General features: G+C 66.3%; 14 protein-coding genes. 4 read left to right on the top strand and 10 right to left on the bottom strand.

The window, feature by feature from the left end:
- Positions 1-68 precede the first annotated feature (68 nt).
- The 3 genes from ACFVWL_RS18510 to rfbA all read right to left on the bottom strand — a co-directional run bounded on the left by ACFVWL_RS18510 (position 69) and on the right by rfbA (position 4,845).
- A complete protein-coding gene (locus ACFVWL_RS18510) occupies positions 69-1,958 on the bottom strand; it encodes a rhamnan synthesis F family protein (RefSeq protein WP_387186012.1) in 1,890 nt (629 codons plus the stop codon).
- On the bottom strand, positions 1,958-3,892 hold the full coding sequence (locus tag ACFVWL_RS18505; RefSeq protein ID WP_387186009.1) for a rhamnan synthesis F family protein: 1,935 nt from the start codon (positions 3,890-3,892) through the stop codon (positions 1,958-1,960). The genes ACFVWL_RS18510 and ACFVWL_RS18505 overlap by 1 nt, the downstream gene beginning before the upstream one ends.
- A gap of 83 nt (positions 3,893-3,975) precedes the next feature.
- Positions 3,976-4,845, bottom strand: a complete 870-nt coding sequence (gene rfbA, locus ACFVWL_RS18500) for a glucose-1-phosphate thymidylyltransferase RfbA (protein ID WP_387186007.1) — start codon at positions 4,843-4,845, stop codon at positions 3,976-3,978.
- A gap of 78 nt (positions 4,846-4,923) precedes the next feature.
- On the opposite strand from rfbA, the gene rfbB reads away from it, so the two are divergent.
- Positions 4,924-5,922: a dTDP-glucose 4,6-dehydratase gene (gene rfbB, locus ACFVWL_RS18495; protein ID WP_387186004.1), complete on the top strand. Its 999-nt coding sequence runs from the start codon at positions 4,924-4,926 to the stop codon at positions 5,920-5,922.
- Complete coding sequence (locus ACFVWL_RS18490; RefSeq protein ID WP_387186001.1) at positions 5,922-7,328, top strand: sugar nucleotide-binding protein; 1,407 nt, start codon at positions 5,922-5,924, stop codon at positions 7,326-7,328. The genes rfbB and ACFVWL_RS18490 overlap by 1 nt, the downstream gene beginning before the upstream one ends.
- A gap of 53 nt (positions 7,329-7,381) precedes the next feature.
- Here ACFVWL_RS18490 and ACFVWL_RS18485 read toward each other — a convergent pair whose 3' ends face one another.
- From ACFVWL_RS18485 to ACFVWL_RS18475, 3 genes are all read right to left on the bottom strand, one after another.
- Positions 7,382-8,584: an acyltransferase family protein gene (locus ACFVWL_RS18485; RefSeq protein WP_387185999.1), complete on the bottom strand. Its 1,203-nt coding sequence runs from the start codon at positions 8,582-8,584 to the stop codon at positions 7,382-7,384.
- A gap of 5 nt (positions 8,585-8,589) precedes the next feature.
- A complete protein-coding gene (locus tag ACFVWL_RS18480) occupies positions 8,590-11,457 on the bottom strand; it encodes a hypothetical protein (protein ID WP_387185997.1) in 2,868 nt (955 codons plus the stop codon).
- 101 nt (positions 11,458-11,558) lie between these two features.
- On the bottom strand, positions 11,559-12,632 hold the full coding sequence (locus ACFVWL_RS18475) for a glycosyltransferase (protein ID WP_387185994.1): 1,074 nt from the start codon (positions 12,630-12,632) through the stop codon (positions 11,559-11,561).
- A 122-nt stretch (positions 12,633-12,754) separates the two neighbouring features.
- Here ACFVWL_RS18475 and ACFVWL_RS18470 point away from each other — a divergent pair, with 122 nt between their 5' ends.
- Both ACFVWL_RS18470 and ACFVWL_RS18465 read left to right on the top strand, forming a co-directional pair.
- The gene (locus ACFVWL_RS18470; RefSeq protein ID WP_387185992.1) at positions 12,755-14,518 is read left to right on the top strand and encodes a DUF4012 domain-containing protein; all 1,764 of its coding nucleotides are present in this window, start codon (positions 12,755-12,757) and stop codon (positions 14,516-14,518) included.
- A gap of 143 nt (positions 14,519-14,661) precedes the next feature.
- On the top strand, positions 14,662-15,246 hold the full coding sequence (locus ACFVWL_RS18465) for a hypothetical protein (protein WP_387185990.1): 585 nt from the start codon (positions 14,662-14,664) through the stop codon (positions 15,244-15,246).
- Between the two features lie 245 nt (positions 15,247-15,491).
- Here ACFVWL_RS18465 and ACFVWL_RS18460 read toward each other — a convergent pair whose 3' ends face one another.
- From ACFVWL_RS18460 to ACFVWL_RS18445, 4 genes are all read right to left on the bottom strand, one after another.
- Positions 15,492-16,946, bottom strand: coding sequence for an LCP family protein (locus ACFVWL_RS18460; protein ID WP_387185989.1), 1,455 nt, complete (start codon positions 16,944-16,946; stop codon positions 15,492-15,494).
- Positions 16,943-17,410, bottom strand: a complete 468-nt coding sequence (purE, locus tag ACFVWL_RS18455; protein WP_387186161.1) for a 5-(carboxyamino)imidazole ribonucleotide mutase — start codon at positions 17,408-17,410, stop codon at positions 16,943-16,945. The genes ACFVWL_RS18460 and purE overlap by 4 nt, the downstream gene beginning before the upstream one ends.
- A gap of 139 nt (positions 17,411-17,549) precedes the next feature.
- A complete protein-coding gene (locus tag ACFVWL_RS18450; protein ID WP_387185988.1) occupies positions 17,550-18,674 on the bottom strand; it encodes a 5-(carboxyamino)imidazole ribonucleotide synthase in 1,125 nt (374 codons plus the stop codon).
- A gap of 112 nt (positions 18,675-18,786) precedes the next feature.
- Entirely contained in the window at positions 18,787-19,290 is a 504-nt protein-coding gene (locus ACFVWL_RS18445) for a PH domain-containing protein (RefSeq protein WP_387186158.1), read from the bottom strand.
- Positions 19,291-19,332: the final 42 nt, after the last annotated feature.

Here is a 19,332-nt window from a genome sequence, read left to right as displayed (position 1 = left end):
CCTTTACGGGTATTCGGGTCGTCCCTGAGCCTATCCTCAGCAGAACCTGTGCCTCGGTGCGGCGCGCCTCAGCGGCGCCCGGGCAGCCGACGACGGATACCGCCGACGATGCGCTCGCGGACGGCGCGGATTCGTGCGCCGGCACCGGGGTGGTTTCGCCGCATGTACATCCGGGCGAAGTCGCGCAGCTTCCCCTCCCCCACGTGTCCGATACCGCGCAGGAAGGCGATCTGCTCGTACGTCCGTCCGGGGACGGTCGACGACATCTCGTCGAAGTTGAAGTCGAGCGTCGTGTAGCTCGCCGCGAAGTAGTCCGCGTTCGTGATGGTGCGGGTGTGGTAGCCGAGTTCGGCGGCTGCATAGCTGGGGACGCGCTCGAGCACGTGGGCGAGGCCGCCGTCCTGGTATGCCTCCGCGCCGCCGAAGTCCGAGTATGCCCAGGGCTGCTCGATCAACAACCGCAGCGCCTCGGGGCGAGCGATGAACATCGACCCGTACGGCGCGAGCGGAGAGATGTCGTCGAGCGGCACCATGATCCCCATCTGCGCCGCGAGCTTCTCGAATCCCGGCTTGTTCGCCCACCAGGCGCGCCCCATCGTCGGGTAGCCGATGTGCACCATGGGTGGGTAGACGATTCCGAGACCCGGTTCCTGCTGGAAGAGAGCGAGAACGTTGGCCGCGTAGCCCGGACTCGCGAGCAGGTTCGCGAACTGCTGCTCCTTGAACGCACGGCCCACGTTGAAACCGTCCTGGGGCGTCTTCTTCGAGTGGAGCTTGACGACGAGGTCGTAGGCGCCGTCGAGCAGAACGTCTTTGCACCCGACGAGGAACGCGCTCTGATCGCGTCCATCGTTGGAGGCGACGACGCGGACGTCCACGGATCGGCCCTCGCGCGGCCGGGCGTCGATGATCGCTCGGATCTCGGCGGCGCGCCCCTCGTCCTGCGTGGTGATGACGAGGTCGTACGTCGAGGGGAGCATGTCGACGCGGTCGAGCATCTCATCCGTCATGTCGACGTAGAAGATGTGCAGGATCGCGACGATGCGCGGCGGACGAGACGGGTCGAACCCGTGATCGCGATCGCCGAGCACGTTGTTCAATCCGAGATCGACGTTCAGATCCTTCGGAGGGACGTTCCGCGCCAGGTTCGAGTACATGTACTCGACGGGGTACCCGTACGCGGCCATGTCCTCGGCTATCCATCGGCCGATCACTCCATGACGGTCCAGGTACGGCGGCCAGTGGAAGAAAGGACGACGCTTGACGAGCGGACAGCCCTCGGCGATCAGAAGATCGGCATTGAACAGCGCGGGATGGTCGGTCGGGTACTTCTCCGCCGGGAAGGCGGCTTCGGACACGAATCCCGCTTCGGAGAACCGCTGGGTGAACGTGACCTCGTGGTTGAGCACGGCGGCGTAGTAGTCATCCATGGCCGGCAGACCACGCCAGTAGTCGCGCCATGACTGGGACAGGAACATCCGCTTGCGCACCGCGATCCAGAAGGACTGCAGATGGTCCGGCACCAGGCCCTCGCCGGTTGCAGGGTTCTTCATCCGCACGTTGTCCGTCATGCCCCAGAAGTCCAGCTTCTGCGACGCCATGCGATCGAACACCGCTGCGTACGGACGCACGGGTCCGAACCAGGTGTCGTTGGTGAGCACGACCTCGTCGTAGTCACCGATCCGATCGCCCAGGTGATCGATGCCGGCCTTGTGACCCCAGATGTCGAAGCCCTCGTTCGGACGCACCAGGATGTCGTCCGTCACGGCCTCGAGACGCTCCCGCCCCTCCACGCTCAGGGCTCCGTTGACCACGGCGAGGATGTGATCGGCGTCGTCGCGCATCTGCTGCAGTGCGTACACGACGTAGTCCTCGACGGCACCCCGCCGGTCGAACACGACGTAGATGACCGCGCGCTTGCTGTCCGGTGACAGCATGGACGGCTGATCGTTCGACATCACAGCATCTCTCCCTCGATCGGGCGCCCTCGTCGCAGAACCTTGCGGAGCGTGTGCATCCCGATGCGGGCGACCGCGACGAAGGGGCGCATGATCGGCGCGAGACGCGCGGAGGTCGCCGGATGGTTCAGACGCATGTACATGCGGGTCATCGCGACGATTCCACCGGCGCCCGCCCACCCCGCACGATGCAGCCATTGGATCTGCTCCAAGGGGTACCCGGGCGGGGTGATCGAGAGCTGGTCGAGCTTGTACGCGAGGTTCGCGTAGGCGATCCCCGCGTGCTCCTGGTTGAGCACCGTGCGGCTGTGGTAGCCGAGCTCGCCCATCGCCAGCGGCACGAGGCGCTCCTGCACGCGCGCGAGGTCGGCGCCGTCGCGCTTGGAGACGGCGTAGTCCTCGTAACTCAGTTCGTCCTCGATCAGGAGCCGCAGCGCCTGCGGTCGCCCGATCCACATACCGCCCATGGGCGCCAGCGGCGATGCCCCGTCGAAGGGCACCTTGATGCCCAGACGCTCGCAGATCTCGAGAGCGGGCTCACGATAATGAGACCATCCGCGACCCGCCAACGCGTAGCCGATGTGCATCATCGGCGGGAACACCGCTCCCAGTCCCGGCTCTCTTTCGAAGAGGCCCAGGAGATTGGAGAACTGTCCGGGGCTGGAGATGAGGTTCTCGAGCTGGTACCGACGGAAGTAGCGAGCGAGGTTCGCACCGCGCTTGCGGGGAGCACGGGAGTGGATCTTGACCACGAGGTCGTAGCGGTCGGATTCGAGGATGTCGCGGCATCCGATGAAGAACGCGCTCATGTCCCGCCCGTATTTGGTGGGAATCGTTCGAATATCGACGCTGGTGAGCTTCGCGAGTTTCCTGTCGTCGATCGCGGTGCGGATGAGACCCGCCTGGTCATCGCCGGCTGTCGTGAGGACGAGATCGAAATCGACGGGGATCTGCTCGAGCCGGTTGAGGATGTGGTCCACGGTACGCGGATCGGTGCAGTGAGCGAGGACGGCGATTCGTCGATCGGGTGCGGGGGCGTGCTCGATCTCGTCGAGGACTTCAAGCATCCCGGCATCGGTGTTCAGCGTCTTGGGCTGCACATTCTTCGCGAGGTTGCTCCACATCAACTCGATCGGGTATCCGTAGCCGGCGATGACGTCCGCCGTGCGGCGTCCGATCACCGCGTTCCTGTCGAGGAAGGGCGGGTAGTGGAAGAAGGGGCGCCGCTTGACGAGAGGACTTCCGTCGGCGAGCAGCAGATCGGCGTTGAAGAGCGAAGGGTGCTCGGTGGGATAGTCGGCCGATGCGAATGCGACCGAGGCCGTGTACCCGCGCTCCTGGAAGTGCTTGGTGAACTCGATCTCGTGCTTGAGCACGGCGTCGAAGTAGGACGGCATCTCGGGGAGATCGCGCCAGTACGCCATCCACTCCGGCGAAAGGAACATCTCTTTGCGCACCGCGATCCAGAACGACTGGAGGTGGTAGGGCAGCTCGCCCTCGTTGGTGAACTTGTTGAGCGGCTCCCACTCGTGGTCGGTCATCCCCCAGAAGTGCACCTCGCGGGCATTCATCTTCTCGAAGACCGGCGAGTACGGACGCACAGGCCCGAACCAGGTGTCGTTCGTCAGCAGCACCTCATCGAACTCGGCGATACGGTCGCCGATGTGCGCGAGCCCCTCTTTGTGCGCCCAGATGTCGAAACCCATATTCGGACGGACGAGGATGTCATCCGTGACGGTCTCGAGCAGTGCACGACCGGCATCGTCCAGAGGGCCGTTCACCACGGCGAGGATGTGCGCAGCGTCATCGCGCATGCCCTTCAGCGCGTAACGGACGAACTCCTCGACCGTGCCTCGACGGTCGTAGACGACGTAGATGACGAGGCGACGCCCTCCGTCCGGAAAAGTCGCAGGCTTCTGTCCCGGCGTCGTCATCTGATCCCTCCAGCCCCTCACGAAGAGGGCACAACTCATGGCCACGCCAAGAGCGACGTGTCATCGAACTCGGTCGAGCCTAGTCAGCGTCCCTGTGCGAGCGCCTTGAGCAGGTACTCGCCGTAACCGCTCTTGCGGAGCGGCTCCGCACGCTCGCGCAGCTCGTCATCGGTGAGGAATCCCATTCGCCAAGCGACCTCCTCGGGGCAGCCGATCGAGAGGCCCTGACGCTTCTCGACGGTGCGGATGAAGTCTGTCGCCTCCGCGAGGGAGTCGAAAGTGCCGGTGTCGAGCCATGCGGTGCCGCGGGTGAGGAGCTGCACCTTCAGCTTCCCGCGATCGAGATACTCGCGGTTGATGTCGGTGATCTCCAGCTCACCACGCGGTGAGGGCTTGAGCGCCTTGGCGATCTCGATGACGTCGTTGTCGTAGAAGTAGAGACCGGGCACGGCATAGTTGCTCTTGGGCTGCGCGGGCTTCTCCTCGAGAGAGACGACCTTGCCCTCGCGGTCGAACTCGACGACGCCGTATGCCGTCGCGTCATCGACCCGGTAGCCGAACACGATGCCGCCGTCGAGCTCCGTGTACTGGCGCAGCTGCGTTCCCATCCCCTGTCCGTAGAAGATGTTGTCGCCGAGGACGAGTGCCACCGGCTCATCGCCGATGTGCTCCTCGCCCAGGATGAAGGCCTGTGCGAGGCCATCCGGGGACGGCTGCGTCTTGTAGGTGATCGAGACCCCGAACTTCGACCCGTCGCCCAGCAGCCGCTGGAAAGACTCCGCGTCATGGGGCGTCGTGATCATCAGGATGTCACGGATGCCCGCAAGGATCAGGGTCGACAGCGGGTAGTAGATCATCGGCTTGTCGTACACCGGGACCAACTGCTTCGAGACGCCGAGGGTGATCGGGTGCAGCCGGGAGCCTGTGCCGCCGGCGAGAATGATGCCACGCATGATCTACAGTCTCCCTGATCGCGCTCACCTGAACAAACGCCCCGAATCCTGCGCACCCCACCCGGTACGCTGAAGCTCATGCAGAAACTGCTCGTCACCGGCGGCGCCGGCTTCATCGGTTCCAACTTCGTGCACCACGTCATCGACAACACCGATGCCCATGTCACCGTGCTCGACAAGCTCACGTATGCGGGGAACAGGGCATCGCTCGACGGCCTCCCCGACGACCGTCTGCGCTTCGTGGAAGGCGACATCGCCGACGCCGAGCTGGTGGACGGCCTCTTCGCCGATGTCGATTCGGTGATCCACTACGCCGCCGAGTCCCACAACGACAACTCCCTGCACGACCCGCGGCCCTTCCTCGACACCAACATCATCGGCACCTACACACTGCTCGAGGCCGCGCGGCGCCACGACCGCCGGTTCCACCACATCTCGACCGACGAGGTCTACGGAGACCTCGAGCTCGACGATCCCGAGCGCTTCACCGAGCACACGCCGTACAACCCTTCTTCTCCGTACTCGTCCACCAAGGCCGGCAGCGATCTGCTCGTCCGCGCCTGGGTTCGCTCGTTCGGCGTGCGGGCGACCATCTCGAACTGCTCGAACAACTACGGTCCCTACCAGCACGTCGAGAAGTTCATCCCGCGTCAGATCACGAATGTGATCCGGGGCATCCGGCCGAAGCTGTATGGTGCAGGGCTGAACGTCCGAGACTGGATCCACGCCGACGACCACTCCTCTGCTGTACTCACCATCCTCGAAAAGGGAGAGATCGGCGAGACCTACCTGATCGGCGCAGATGGCGAGAAGGACAACAAGTCCGTCGTCGAACTCATCCTCACCGAGATGGGTCAGCCGGCGGACGCCTACGATCACGTCACCGATCGCGCCGGCCACGATCTGCGTTACGCGATCAATTCGACGAAGCTCCGCACCGAGCTGGGCTGGACGCCGACCTTCGGCGACTTCGAGTCGGGGCTCGCCTCTACCATCGCCTGGTATCGCGACAATGAGGCATGGTGGGCGCCGTCGAAGGATGCCACAGAGTCGTTCTACGCATCCAAGGGACAGTGATGACGGAGTTCGGCAAGGCGCTCACGGTCACCGAAACGGCGATCCCGGGCCTGCTCATCGCAGACCTCCCGGTCCACGGCGACTCCCGCGGCTGGTTCAAGGAGAACTGGCAACGCGAGAAGATGATCGCGGCCGGCCTGCCGGACTTCGGCCCCGTGCAGAACAACATCTCCTTCAACGACGCGATCGGGACCACGCGCGGAATCCACGCGGAGCCCTGGGACAAGTGGGTCTCCGTGGCGACCGGCCGCATCTTCGGCGCCTGGGTGGATCTGCGTGAGGGCCCCTCCTTCGGCACCGTCTTCACGGCCGAGCTCGACCCCTCTCGCGCGATCTTCGTGCCCCGCGGCGTCGGCAACTCGTATCAGACGCTCGAGGCCGATACCGCGTACGTGTACCTCGTCAACGACCACTGGTCGGCTGACGCGGAGTACTCATTCCTCAACCTCGCTGATGAGACGGCCGCGGTGAAGTGGCCGATTCCTCTCGCAGAGGTCGAGATCTCGGCGAAGGACCTCGCCCATCCTCGCCTCGCCGACGTGACGCCCATCCCTCCCAAGAAGACCCTCGTGGTGGGAGCGAACGGCCAGTTGGGTCGCGCGCTGCGTCACCTCCTGGGCGATTCGGCCGAGTACGAGTACGCGGGCCGTGACGAGTTGGATCTCACCCACCCCTCTTTCCCCCTTTCCCGTCGCTGGCGCGACTACGAGACGATCATCAACGCCGCCGCGTATACGGCGGTCGACGCAGCGGAGACGCCGGAAGGCCGAGCAGATGCCTGGGCCGCCAACGTGACGGGCGTCGCAGCTCTCGCGAAGGTGGCGGCGGCGAACGGCATCACCCTCGTGCACGTCTCGAGCGATTACGTCTTCGACGGAACGAAGAACGGGGCGTACTCGGAGGACGATCCCCTCTGCCCGCTGGGCGTCTACGGCCAGACGAAGGCAGCCGGCGACGTTGCTGTGAGCACCGTACCCCGTCACTACATCATCCGGACGTCCTGGGTGATCGGCGAGGGGAACAACTTCGTGCGGACCATGGCGTCTCTCGCGGAGCGTGGCATCGATCCGAAGGTGGTCGACGACCAGTTCGGCCGCCTGACGTTCACCTCGGACATCGCCGCCGGCGTGGAGCATCTGTTGAAGACACGACCCGAGTATGGCGTCTACAACCTCACGGGTGCGGGAGAGCCGATGACCTGGGCGCAGATCGCCGAGTCCGTCTTCACCGCGACGGGCCACGATGCGGCCAGGGTGACGGGGGTCAGCACCGAGGCCTACTTCTCCGCCGCCACCGCCCCCGTGGCCCCGCGTCCGAAGAACAGCGTCCTCGACACCGACAAGATCGGTGCGACAGGATTCGCTCCCTCCCCCATCATGGACTCGCTCACGGCTTACCTCGCATAGCCCCGGAGCTTCTCCAGCCTCTCGGCGAGTCGTCCTCGCGAGGACCCGAGCGACTAGCCGACCCTGCGCGACGGCTCAGGCATTGCCAACCGGCGTGCCGACAGGGATGCACGCTCCCCGACTCGACGTGCGAATGCCGCAGAAGGCTCTTCGACGACTCGCGTGAACACCCACGCGACGACGAAGATCACGGGCAGTGCCACGACCATGGCGCGCATCGGGTGGGCAGGAACGAGGTGAATGGCGCCGAGGAGCAGCGGCACGTGGATGAGGTAGAGGCTGAAGGATATCCGCCCGAGGAATCGGAACACTCCCAGAGAGAAGAAACGGGAGAGCCCCGAGTCGCCGATCAGAGCGTAGACGAGGAGAACGGCTCCGGTGACGACGAACCCCTGGGAGAACGGGCGCAGGAATCCTTGCACGTCGCCAGGTAGCGCGAGCCGGACGATGTCGGGGACCGCGATGAGGAGAATGCCCCCGACGAACCAGGCCCAGGATGTGCGCCGGGACGCGTCGCCGTCGCGCGCCACGACGGTCGAGGCGAGCAGGCCTCCCGCGAGGAAGACGGGCCCATAGGCGAGCGCCTGGACACCGACCACGGCCCCGATCCCGCTCGCAGCGCCGCACACGAGGATCCAGAGCCACTGCCTCCTCTTCACGCCCCTGACTAGGAGTACGGCGATCGGGAGCAGCAGCGAGAACAACAGCTCCCAGCGGAGGGTCCACAGCGGATTGTTCAGCTTCGGCGAACCGGTGATGAGGAAGAAGGAATCGACGACATCCCCTGCAGTCAGCGTGGGAAAGCTGAAGGCCTGGCTCCAGGAGCTGGCCACCTGCGCAGGATCCTGTCGCGTCGCGACGATCACGATGATGGCCAGAACGACGGCGGCCGCAGACGGTAGCCAGAGCCGCAGCAGACGCCGCGGGAAGTAGTTCCAGAGATCCAGTCCGCGACCGCGCAGCATGGGCAGCACGAGGACGAATCCACTCAGCACGAAGAAGACGATGACTGCTTCCGGCCCCATGACGAGGTATCGCAACGGCGTGTTCGCGATGAGGCCGACCACCGGAGAAGAGCTCGTCTCTCCGCTGAGCACGCGGAGGTACTCGTCGCTCAGCTTCGTCGCGAGCAGGAAGTGGTACACGACGACCATCACTGCCGCGACACCGCGCAACCCGTCCAGGGCGATGAAGCGCGACGAATTCTGCCCCGGAGCCGTGCGGTCGTTGGACCGGTCGGCGGCTCCGGGATCCACCGCGCTCAGCCGACCACCACGTCTCTGCACCCGAGGAACGTGTGTCCGCCTGCTCCGTTGTTGATGGCGTAGGCACAGACGGTCTGCTTGCCCGCTGGCATCGGAATGCGCTCTCCGAACCCATGCTTCGAACCGGACGCCGGATATGCGGCGCCCACGTCGTTACGAGTCTTGTCCGCCATGTAGGCCGTCCCGATCGCTCCGACGTAGATGTGAACCGAGATGGGCTCCGAGGTGTCCGGATCGATTGCCCACCCGCTGACCGTCGCCGCGCCGACCTCGCCCGTGACGCCCTCGAAATTGCCGAACGGCGCGCGCCCGGGGTCGGGACCGGCGGGGGCCGGCACGTTCACCGAACGGCACCCCAGGAACGTGTGCCCGCCCGCTCCGTTGTTGATCGCGTAGACGCACACCTGGTGCGTTCCCGGCGACATCGCGATTCTCTCCGCGAAACCGTGTTTCGGTCCGGAGGCCGGATAAGCCGCTCCCACGTCGTTGCGCACCTTGTCCGCCTTGTACGCCGCGCTGGAGTTGTCGACGTAGATGTGGATGGAGATGGGGTCGGCGGTATCGGGGTCGATCGCCCAGCCCGAGACCTCGGCGCCTCCCGTGTATGCGGAGACTCCCTCGAACCCACCGAAGGGTGCGCGTCCCGGATCCGCCGTCGGGGGTGCCGGGATCGTGACCGACTTGCATCCGAGGAAGGTGTGACCACCCGCACCGTTGTTGATGGCGTAGACGCATACCTGATGCGTTCCCGGCGACATGGCGATCTTCTCGACGAACGCGTGGTTCGGACCGTAGGCGGGATACGCAGCTCCGACGTCGCTACGCGGTTTGTTCGCCGTGTAGGCGGCGCTGGTGGAATCCACGTAGATGTGGACGGAGATCGGGTCGATGACGTCGGGGTCGATGGTCCACCCGCTGACCGTGGCTCCGCCCGACTCGACGGCCACCCCCTCGAACACCCCGAAAGGCGCTCGTCCGAGGTCGGGGCCCGCAGGGGCTGCGACCGTCACTGTGCGGCATCCGAGGAACGTGTGGCCGCCCGCTCCGTTGTTGATCGCGTATGCGCAGATGTCGGTCTTGCCCACCGGCACGGTGAGCTTCTCGACGAATCCGTGCTTGTTGCCGTATCCGGGATATGTTGCGCCCACATCCGAACGCTCCTTGTCGGCCGTATAGGCCTTGCCGACCGCGCCGACGTAGAGGTGGACCCCGATCGGAGCCGTGGTGTCGGGGTCGAGCGCCCAGCCGGAGGCGGTCGCGACCGTCCCGTCGACGGACACTCCCTCGAACCCTCCGATGGGAGGTCGACCGAGATCGACGGTGCCCGGGACGACGACGGTCTCGCACCGGAGCAGCACTGTCCCGCCCGCTCCCACGTTTATCGCATACGCGCACACATCCTGGCGGCCCGGTGACGCATTGATCTTCGCGGAGAAGCCGTGGTTCTCGCCGTAACCCGGGAAGTGCGGGACGAGATCCGGGCGCTTCTTATCGGCGACGATGGCGGTGCCGACCGCCCCCACGTAGATGTGCACGGAGACGGGATCGACGGTGTCGGGATCGACAGCCCAGCCTTCGACCTGAACGCCGCCGTCGACGACGGTGACCGAATCGAGGAGCCCCTGCGGAGGGCCGCTCTTGGCCTGCATCGTCTTGCAGAGGAAGAGCACGTTGCCGCCCGAGCCGACGTTGATGCCATACACGCAGACGTCCACGGGCCCTGCCCCTGTCGCCGCGACGCGGGCATCGAACCCGTGGTTGGGCCCGAGGTCAGGGTACGCGTTGCCGACATCAGCCCTGGGCCGGTCTGCCGTGATCGCCGTTCCGACGCCGCCGACGTAGACGTGCACGCCGATGGGATCCCGCGTGTCGCGGTCGGCGGCCCAACCGGACACCCGGAATTCTCCGGGAAGCGCTTCGATCAGCTCGATGTTCCCGAACGGGTTGTTCGCAGATGACTGGGTCGAGCCGAACCAGTCGGTGAAGTAATTGTAGAAGTTGCGGTTCCCGTAAGCGGAGCACCCGTCGCCCAGGCCGTATCCGGCGTTGAGTGCGGCGGCATTGGGCTGATACGGGGTGTAGTAGTAGAGAGCCGACGTCGCCTTGTTGGCGATGTACACCGGCGAGCTGCCGCAGTTCGCGTTGGGGTTGTAGAGGATGTTCCAGGTCTTGCCCGGCGCGTACCACTGGAACCACTTGCCCTCCATGTAGATCTGCATCTGACGTGCCGCGCCATAGATCTGGTGGAAGAACCCGATGTAGTTCGGATCGCAGGGCGCTGTGTCAGGGCACCCCTGACCGAGGGCGATCCGGTAGCGCCACGCGCTCGGCCAGGTGTGCGTGACCAGGCCCTGCTCCTTCTGAAGCATGACGATCAGGACCTGCGGGTTGATGTTGCAGGCCTGGGAGACCCGATAGATGATGCGCGCCGCAGATTCGTTGGCCTGCCCCGAGTAGCCGCTGCAGTACGCATCCGCTGGACGCGTGACCGTGTTCATCGAGAAGTCCTTGAGACACACGATCGGCTCGTTGTTCTCGTCCCTGCCGCCCTGGCACCGAGCAACCTTGCTGTTGAAGAACTCCTGGATCTGCGCCTCGGTCATCGTGCTCTTGTTCGTGAACACGGCATCGCTGATGATGTTGCCGGCGCTGAAGCCGGCCAGCGTGGTCTTCGCGATCCCGCTCGAGGCGGGGTCGGCCATCATTCGCGACGTAATCGGGCTGGACGCGGAGGCGGTGGCGGTGGCAGTGGCAGCAGTGGCGGGGACCACCGTGCCGATGACAAGGGCGGAGACGGCGAGGAAACAGGTGAGGAGTCGGGGGAACCTCAAGTTGTTTCGCGAGCGTGGGGCACGTCGAGACATGTGACCAGTGTGACGGAAGTTGCGTGATGATGCCACTGTTACACGCTTTGCGCGACAACTTTTCGGCGTGTCGCCCGTATGCGCAGGTTGCTCTCAGCGAATCACAGGTCGGCGTGCAGGCCCCACAGCCGTTCGGCTGAGCTTGCCCAGGAGAACGCTCGGGATCGGTCGGAGGCGAGCACTCGGAGCCGTTCCGCCGCTCCCCCGGCAGCCTCCGCCACAGCGTCGGAGATCTCCTCGGAGGGAACGAGCATCCCTCCGTCGGCGATGACGTCTCGGTGCGAGCCGCTCGAGACCGCCACCACCGGAATTCCGAGCACCATGGCCTCGACCGCACGCCATGGCCATCCGGCGACGGCATCGGTCGCCACGTAGGCAGAAGCGCCGGCGAGAACCACGGCACGATCCTCGGTACTCAGCTTTCCACGCACGTGCGCACGCCGCTCGGGTAGCCCTGCAGCCGAAGCCGCATCGGCGTAGCGAGGTTCCGCTCCGTCCGGAGCATCGACGATGACGGCGTCCACGCCGGCGGCCACCGCACCCCGGAAGCCCTCGGACAGGCTCGAGAGGGACCCGGTCAGAACCACATACTCGTCCGGCAGCGCCAGGGCGTCGCGACGCGCGGCCGCGCTACCGCTAACGCCGAATCCCTGTGGCGCTGCGCCGGCGATCACGCGTATGCGATCACCGATCTTCGCCAGCTCCGACAGGCGTTCGGCGACCGCATGAGAGGGCACCACGACCGCGTCGGCGTGCCGCACCGCACGTCTGAGCATGCCGCGCTGCCACGCAACGTTCCCCTTGGATAGCAGCTCCGGAGCGTCCCAGGCGCGCAGATCCCACAGGGTGACGGTGGTCTGATCGTTGTCGTGCACTCGATCGTGGCGGACGAGCGGCGCCATCAGCGTCGGTGAGTGGATGAGTCCGCCGCCGACGCCGGGAGTGATCCCGAGCTGCCACGCTGCGGCGAGTTCACGTCGCCCCATGCCGAGCGTGCGCACGTCGGCGATTCCCGCCACCGGCACCGAAGCGCCCGCAGGGACGATGGCATCCACAGCGCACCCGGACGGGGCTGTCGCGACCAGACCGGTGGCGAGTCCCACCGCGGCATCCGCGTGATCGGCATCGACGACGCTCACAAGCTGATCCAGAACAACACGCAGCCGAGCACCCATGCCCACAGGGTATCCTCGCGGTCCCACTCTCCCGCGGAGCGCACCACCTACGGCGCGCGAATGTCAGCGTTCGCACAGACTTCGCCCACCACCGCCGCAGCGGTTCATGCTTGAATGCTCGGGTGAGCGATGGTCGACTTCCCGTCCGGCGCCGATGGATCGGGTGGACCGTCGGCGTTCTGCTGTCCCTTCTCCTCATCTCCGTCGGCTGGGTGACCGTCCGGGGAATCGGGGCCGTCAACGACCTCCAGCAAGTCGCGAAGGGCGCCTCGCAACTGAAGGCGTCGATCGCCGCCGGTGACCTGGAAGGCGCGAAGCCCATCGCGCGGAGCATCGCACACAACGCGGAGTCCGCCCATGGCCTCACGTCCGACCCGGTGTGGCAGGCGTTCGGCGCACTCCCGTGGATCGGGCCGAACTTCAGCGCGGTGGGCGACATCGCCGAGATCGCCGACGATGTCTCCGCCGACGCGCTCACGCCCCTCCTCGATGTGGCGGCGGACTTCGACCTGGCGGGTCTCGGCTTCGCCGGTGGATCGATCGATCTTGCGCCGTTCGCGGCGATCGCCGGCCCTCTCGGCACCGCCGACACTGCGCTGACCGCCGCACAGCAGCAGGCACGGCGCATAGACGCCGATGCCACGCTTCCCCCGCTCGCCGACGCCATCCGCACGATGCGATCATCCGTCACCGAGGCTGCGACGGTCGTCGGATCGCTCCACGGTGCCGCCGTGCTGCTGCCGACCATGCTCGGCGGTGAGGGCCCGCGCAACTACGTGCTCGCGATGCAGAACAACGCGGAGCTGCGCTCTTCGGGCGGGATCATCGGCTCGATCGCGCTGCTGCACGCCGAGAACGGCAGGATCACGCTCCAGAGCCAGGCGTCGACCCGGGACTTCCCTCCGCTCGATGCCGCCCTGCCACTCAGTGACTCGACGATCGCCCTGTTCGAGGATCGTCCCGGTCGATATCTGCAGAACATCACCAGCATCCCCGACTTCAGCGAGGCCGGTGCGGCGATCGCCGCCCGCTGGCAAGGCCGGTTCGGCGGGACCGTCGACGGCGTCATCGCCGTGGATGCCGTCGTCGCGAAACATCTGATGGCGGCGACCGGCGGTCTCGCGTTCGGCCCGTTCACGGCGACCTCAGAGAACGTCACCGACATTCTCCTCTCGGAGATCTACGCCGCCGTTCCCGATCCCGCGGTGCAGGACGAGATCTTCGCGCAGGCGGCAGGCGCACTGTTCGGCGCCGCGCTGTCCGGTGGGGATCCGCGCGCATTGCTCGGCGCATTGGCCGAATCCGCTGCCGAAGGACGCATCCGTATCTGGAGTGCCCACGAGACCGAGGAGACCGTGCTCGCAAACTCGGCATTGGGTGGCACGATTCCCGATGACAGCGTCGATGCGACCCATGTGGGGGTTCTCATGAACGACACCACCGGCGGCAAGATGGATTTCTACACTCGGGCAGCCATCTCCACGTCGGTCGGCACCTGCCAGGGCGCTCCGACCACGCAGGTGCGAGTGACGTGGACCAACACCGCCCCCGCCGATGCCGCCACAACGTTGCCGGCCTACGTGACGGCTGATGGCTTCTACGGCGTGCCGGCCGGCACGGTGCGCACTCTGATCGCCGTGTACGGCCCCGAGGGCGCGACCCCCTCGCACATCGATCGCGATGGCGCGGAGGAAGGTGTGCAGACGGCCATGATCGGCGACCGCTCCACGGTGCAGCACGAAGTTTCGCTCGCACCGGGCGAATCGACGACCATCACGATCGAGTTCCAGGGGACCGGAGCAGGAGAGCGTCTCACCGAGGTGCTGCACACTCCGCTGATCGACACTCCGGACACGACACGGGAGCCTCTGCGATGCGCTTCGTGACATTCCCCTCTCGATAGGGTACTGTCGACTCACTGGGGAATATCTGGCGTCTGCCATCCTGCCGTGGGGGCAGGATGACGCCACGCAGTTGGATGCAGGGGTGTGTCCAAAGGCGATTCCGCGTGAAATTCTGGGGAGAAATCATGCTGAAGAAACTGGCTGCCATCAGCCTTGCCGCTGGCGCGCTCGTACTCGTCGCGCCCACCGTCGCAACCGCTGCACCGACTGTTCCGGCTGCGTCGTCCGACTCGTATCCGACGCCTCCCGGCGCCAAGGTCGGCGATCCGATCATCGACATCTGCGAGACCTCGACGATCGTGTTCGGTCCGGGCTACTTCCTGCCGTCCGAGAACGTGAACGTCTCGGTCTCCGGCTACAACGCCGGGAAAGCCGCGATCTCGGGTAACACCGCAACCGGCGACGGCAGCCTGACGCTCACGTTCCGTCCGCCGTCCGACGGCGAAGGCTCCTATGCCGTCGCCTTCAACGGCTCGCGTTCGTACACGGCGACCATCACGGTCTCCCACGGTCACGACGCTGCCGCCACCTGCGACCACGATCCCGGAGTCGCAGCAGCAGGTTCGGAGCTGCCGCTCACCGGTGGCGGCATCGAGCTGGCGCTGACCGGCGGAAGCGTGTCGCCGTGGGTCCTCGGAGGCGGAGCAGCAGCTCTAGTCGCCGGTGGAGCCCTCGTCGCGGTGGGAGCATCCCGCCGCAAGCGCGCCTAGGTCCGGCTGCCGCCTCGCGCGGTGGTCGACTGGACGACGGTGATCCCTCCCCCTCCGATCACCGTCGTCTGGTGCATCCGGTGCAAACCACCGGAAGCCCACGGTCGCCCTCCTTCGGGAGGCGACCGTGGGCTTTGTCGTGCGTCGGATCCCCCGTGATGGCATGCCGAACCGCGTCAGAGGTCCGCGAGCCCGGAGGTCCAGATCATCGGCATCGGCATCGACGTGAAGACCGGCGGCCGTGATCACGGCTCCGGCGTCGGTGTCTCCGTCGGCGGATGCAGCTTCTGCTGGATCATGTCGTGGATGAATGTGTAGTCCGGCTCGTGCTCGTCCACGCCGGCCTCGGGCGTGAGCTCGATCGACGTGACCGGCTGCTCCTTCGCCTTGAGCATCAGATCGAAGAACTCCGGCAGCTTGTCGGACGGGAGGTCGGTGCTGATCAAGGCCGTTCCCGCCGCCGCCACCTCGTTGAAACGAGTGAGCACTGTCTGGGGTGTGAACTGGGCGAGGATGGCCGCCTGCAACTCTCGCTGGCGCTTCATCCGATCCCAGTCGCTGGTCGTGTAGCGCGAGCGGGCGTACCACTGTGCGGTATCGCCGTCCATCCGCTGCTTTCCGGGCTCGATCCATCCGATCGCCCATTCGTTCACGTCGCTGCCCGTCCACCCCTCGGGCGGACCGCCCTTGGGCAGTCGCTCCGTGACGTCGATCTCCACACCCCCCAGGGCGTCGACAAGTTCGGCGAACCCGTGCATGTCGACGAACACGTAATACGGGATCTCGATTCCGAGAACGCCCTCTGCCGCATCCTTCGTTGCCTCGATGCCAGGTTCCGAACCGTTGGACACGGCATCAGGATAGAGTCCCGCACCGCCGTCTTCCCGGCAGACCTCGGCAGCGTTGCGCACGTGGTTCATCCAGCCGTTCCACCCGCAGGTCGAAGATGAGTGGCCCTCGAACCCGTTCGGGTAGAGCTCCTGCATCGGGCTGCCGTCGCTGAATGGCGCATTCGGGAGCTCCCGGGGGATGCCCGTGATGGTCACAGCCCCGGTATCGGCATTCACCGAGACCACCGAGATGCTGTCGAACCGCATGGAGTCACGGCCGTCGCCGCTGTCCGCACCGAGGAGAAGGATGTTGTAGTAGCCATCGCTCGGCTCCACGCTGGGGCCGCTCTGTCCGAAGATCGAGCCGATGGTGTTGCGGACGGACCCGACGGCGGTCGCGGCATACCCTGCTCCGCCCCCCACCAGTCCCAGCAGCACCAGTGCGACGACCGGGATGGCGAGTCGGGAGGGGCCGGGGACCTTCACGAGCCGCACCAGACGCAGAGTGTCGAATGTGAGCACGGCCCAGAGCACGACGTATCCCGCCAGGAGCACCTGGACGATCGTCAGGACCGCGGCGGAGAAGAACCCGCCACCGATCGTGAGCCACAGCAGGACAGGACGCGCGAAGAGTGCGAGCCCCAGCGCGACGATGGCGAGGAACCAGGAGAGAAGCGTCGCGCCGAGCCCGAAGCGGCCGAGACGACGGTTGCCGGCGAGAACCTGCGCGGAGCCCGGCACCAGTAGATTGACCGCGATCAGCCACCACCCGCGTTTGGCCATCATCCCCGAGTCGGCGGAATCCGGATGCCGCAGCGGCCGGGTCTCGATGAGCGGGCGCCGTGTTGCGCGCGGAGGCGCAAGGGTCACAGCGAGTCCTTCAACCGTTCGTTCTTCTCCTCGACCTGCGCCTCGAGGTCACGGGCGTACTCCTCGACGCGGTCGGCAAGCGCGGTGTCGGACGTTCCGAGAATCCGCGCGGCGAGCAGACCGGCGTTGCGAGCGCCCCCGATGGACACGGTGGCGACCGGGATCCCGGCAGGCATCTGCACGATGGACAGGAGGGAATCCATTCCGTCGAGGTAGGCGAGAGGCACCGGGACTCCGACCACGGGAAGCGGCGTCATCGAGGCGAGCATTCCCGGAAGATGGGCTGCTCCCCCGGCTCCGGCGATGATGACGCGGATACCGCGCGACCGCGCCTCGCGCGCATACGACATGAGCTTGTCCGGTGTGCGGTGGGCGGAGACCACTTCGACCTCGTGTGGGATGCCGAAGTCCGTGAGCGCCTGAGATGCGTCGCTCATCACACGCCAGTCGGAGTCGGATCCCATCACGACGCCGACCAGAGGCTCGGCGGAGGAGTGCAGTGGCTCGGTCACCAGATCAGGGTATGGTCTGCCGCTGTGAGATTCCCCGAACGGCACACCTCTTGCCCTGCATGTGTCGGCGATGAATCGACGCGAGGGCGAATCAGACGAAATGCGCGGCGACAGCCCGTGCGACATAGACCGCGTCGTCGAGATCGTCGTCCGCCACATTCACGTGACCGACCTTGCGGCCGGGCCTCGGTGCCTTGCCGTAGGTGTGGATCTTCGCCTGCGGGTGTTCCGCCATCGCTGCGCCGAAGCGCTCGTCGAGCGTCCCGTCGACAGGCCCACCGAGGATGTTCACCATCACGGACCACGCTGCTCGCGGTGCGGTGCTCCCGAGGGGAAGATCGGCGACCGCACGCAGATGCTGCTCGAACTGACCGGTGACGGCGCCGTCCTGGCTCCAGTGCCCGCTGTTGTGCGGCCGCATGGCGAGCTCGTTGACCAGGATTCGTTCGTCGTCGGTCTCGAACAGCTCGACGGCGAGCATCCCGGTCACGCCGAGCCCCTCCGCGATGGTACGACCGATCGCCTCTGCCACCTCCACCAGGCGCTCGGCCGCGGCAGGGGCCGGAGCGATGACCTCGGCGCACACACCGTCGCGTTGGACGGTCTCGACCACCGGATAGGCGACGATCTCGCCGCCGACGCGACGTGCGACCTGCTGTGCGAGCTCGCGCACGAACGGAACGAGCTCCTCGACGAGAAGCGCATCCCCGTCGGCGAGCGCCGCCAGCCAGTCCTGCGCCTCCTCCGCGGCACGCACGACGCGTACTCCCTTGCCGTCGTACCCTCCGCGCGGCGTCTTCACCACGCCCGCTCCCCCGTGCTCATCGAGGAAGGCCTGCAGCTCGGCCTCGGTGCGGACAGCGGCCCACTCGGGCTGAGGAACTCCGAGCTCCGCGAGGCGCGCGCGCATCACGAGCTTGTCCTGCGCGTATTGGAGGGCATCCGGACCAGGGTGCACGGCGACTCCATCGGCGACCAGCTGGCGGAGGACATCTTGGGGCACATGCTCATGGTCGAAGGTCACGACATCGACGTCGGCCGCGAAGGCACGCACCGTCTCCAGATCGCGATAGTCGCCGACCGCGGTGGCCGCCAGCCCGGCGGACATCCCTTCATCCTCTGCGAGCACTCTCAGCTCGAGCCCGAGCTCGACCGCCGGAGCGATCATCATCCGGGCCAGCTGTCCTCCGCCGATCACGCCAACACGCAACGCCATGTGCCGCCTCCATTCGTCTGCACCCATTCTCCCGCACCGATCCGGGCGCGCACGACAGGTTGCGGATCCGCGGCCACCGATGACGGCGCACAGCCGCCCGGAAACCGATGGATCAGTCGCCGACGGCCTGCGCGTCGCGGTGCGCGAGAATCTGCCCGACTTCGATCTGGTCCGCGAGAGTCTCGTGCACGAGAGTGACGTTCGGGACGTTCGGCAGCCGCAGGGGCGCATCGACGCCGTTCGACAGGGTGATGGTTCCCGACCCCCACAACCGCTGCAGCGGCCCGCGGCGAACGGCGATCGTGTATCCCCGCGCATGCGACATCTCGTGACGCCGACGGGCACCGATCCCCTGGCGGGCGATCACCCGTCTGGTGGTGACAGTGGTGCTCCGGGAATACCAGATGATGAACGGCAGCACGACGGCGAGCAGCACCAGCGCCCCCGCAGCAGCAAGGAGCATCCAGTCCTCGAAACCCGCCGGCAGGTTGCCGAAGAAGTACGCCGTCGCCCCGAAAGTCACGATGAGCACGAGGGCCGACCAGAACAACCGACGTGCGTGGCTCCGGAAGCGCGCGATCAGCAGCTCCTCCGAAGGCGTACCGGGCGGCGGCATCAGGGGCCGCCCGCCGAGCGTCACAGGCTGGGTCACCCCACC

Source organism: Microbacterium sp. NPDC058269 (assembly GCF_042881445.1).
In the GTDB taxonomy this organism is placed as follows: Bacteria; Actinomycetota; Actinomycetes; order Actinomycetales; family Microbacteriaceae; genus Microbacterium.
Note: the sequence above shows the minus strand (reverse complement) of the source record. Positions and strands in the feature narration are given on the sequence as shown.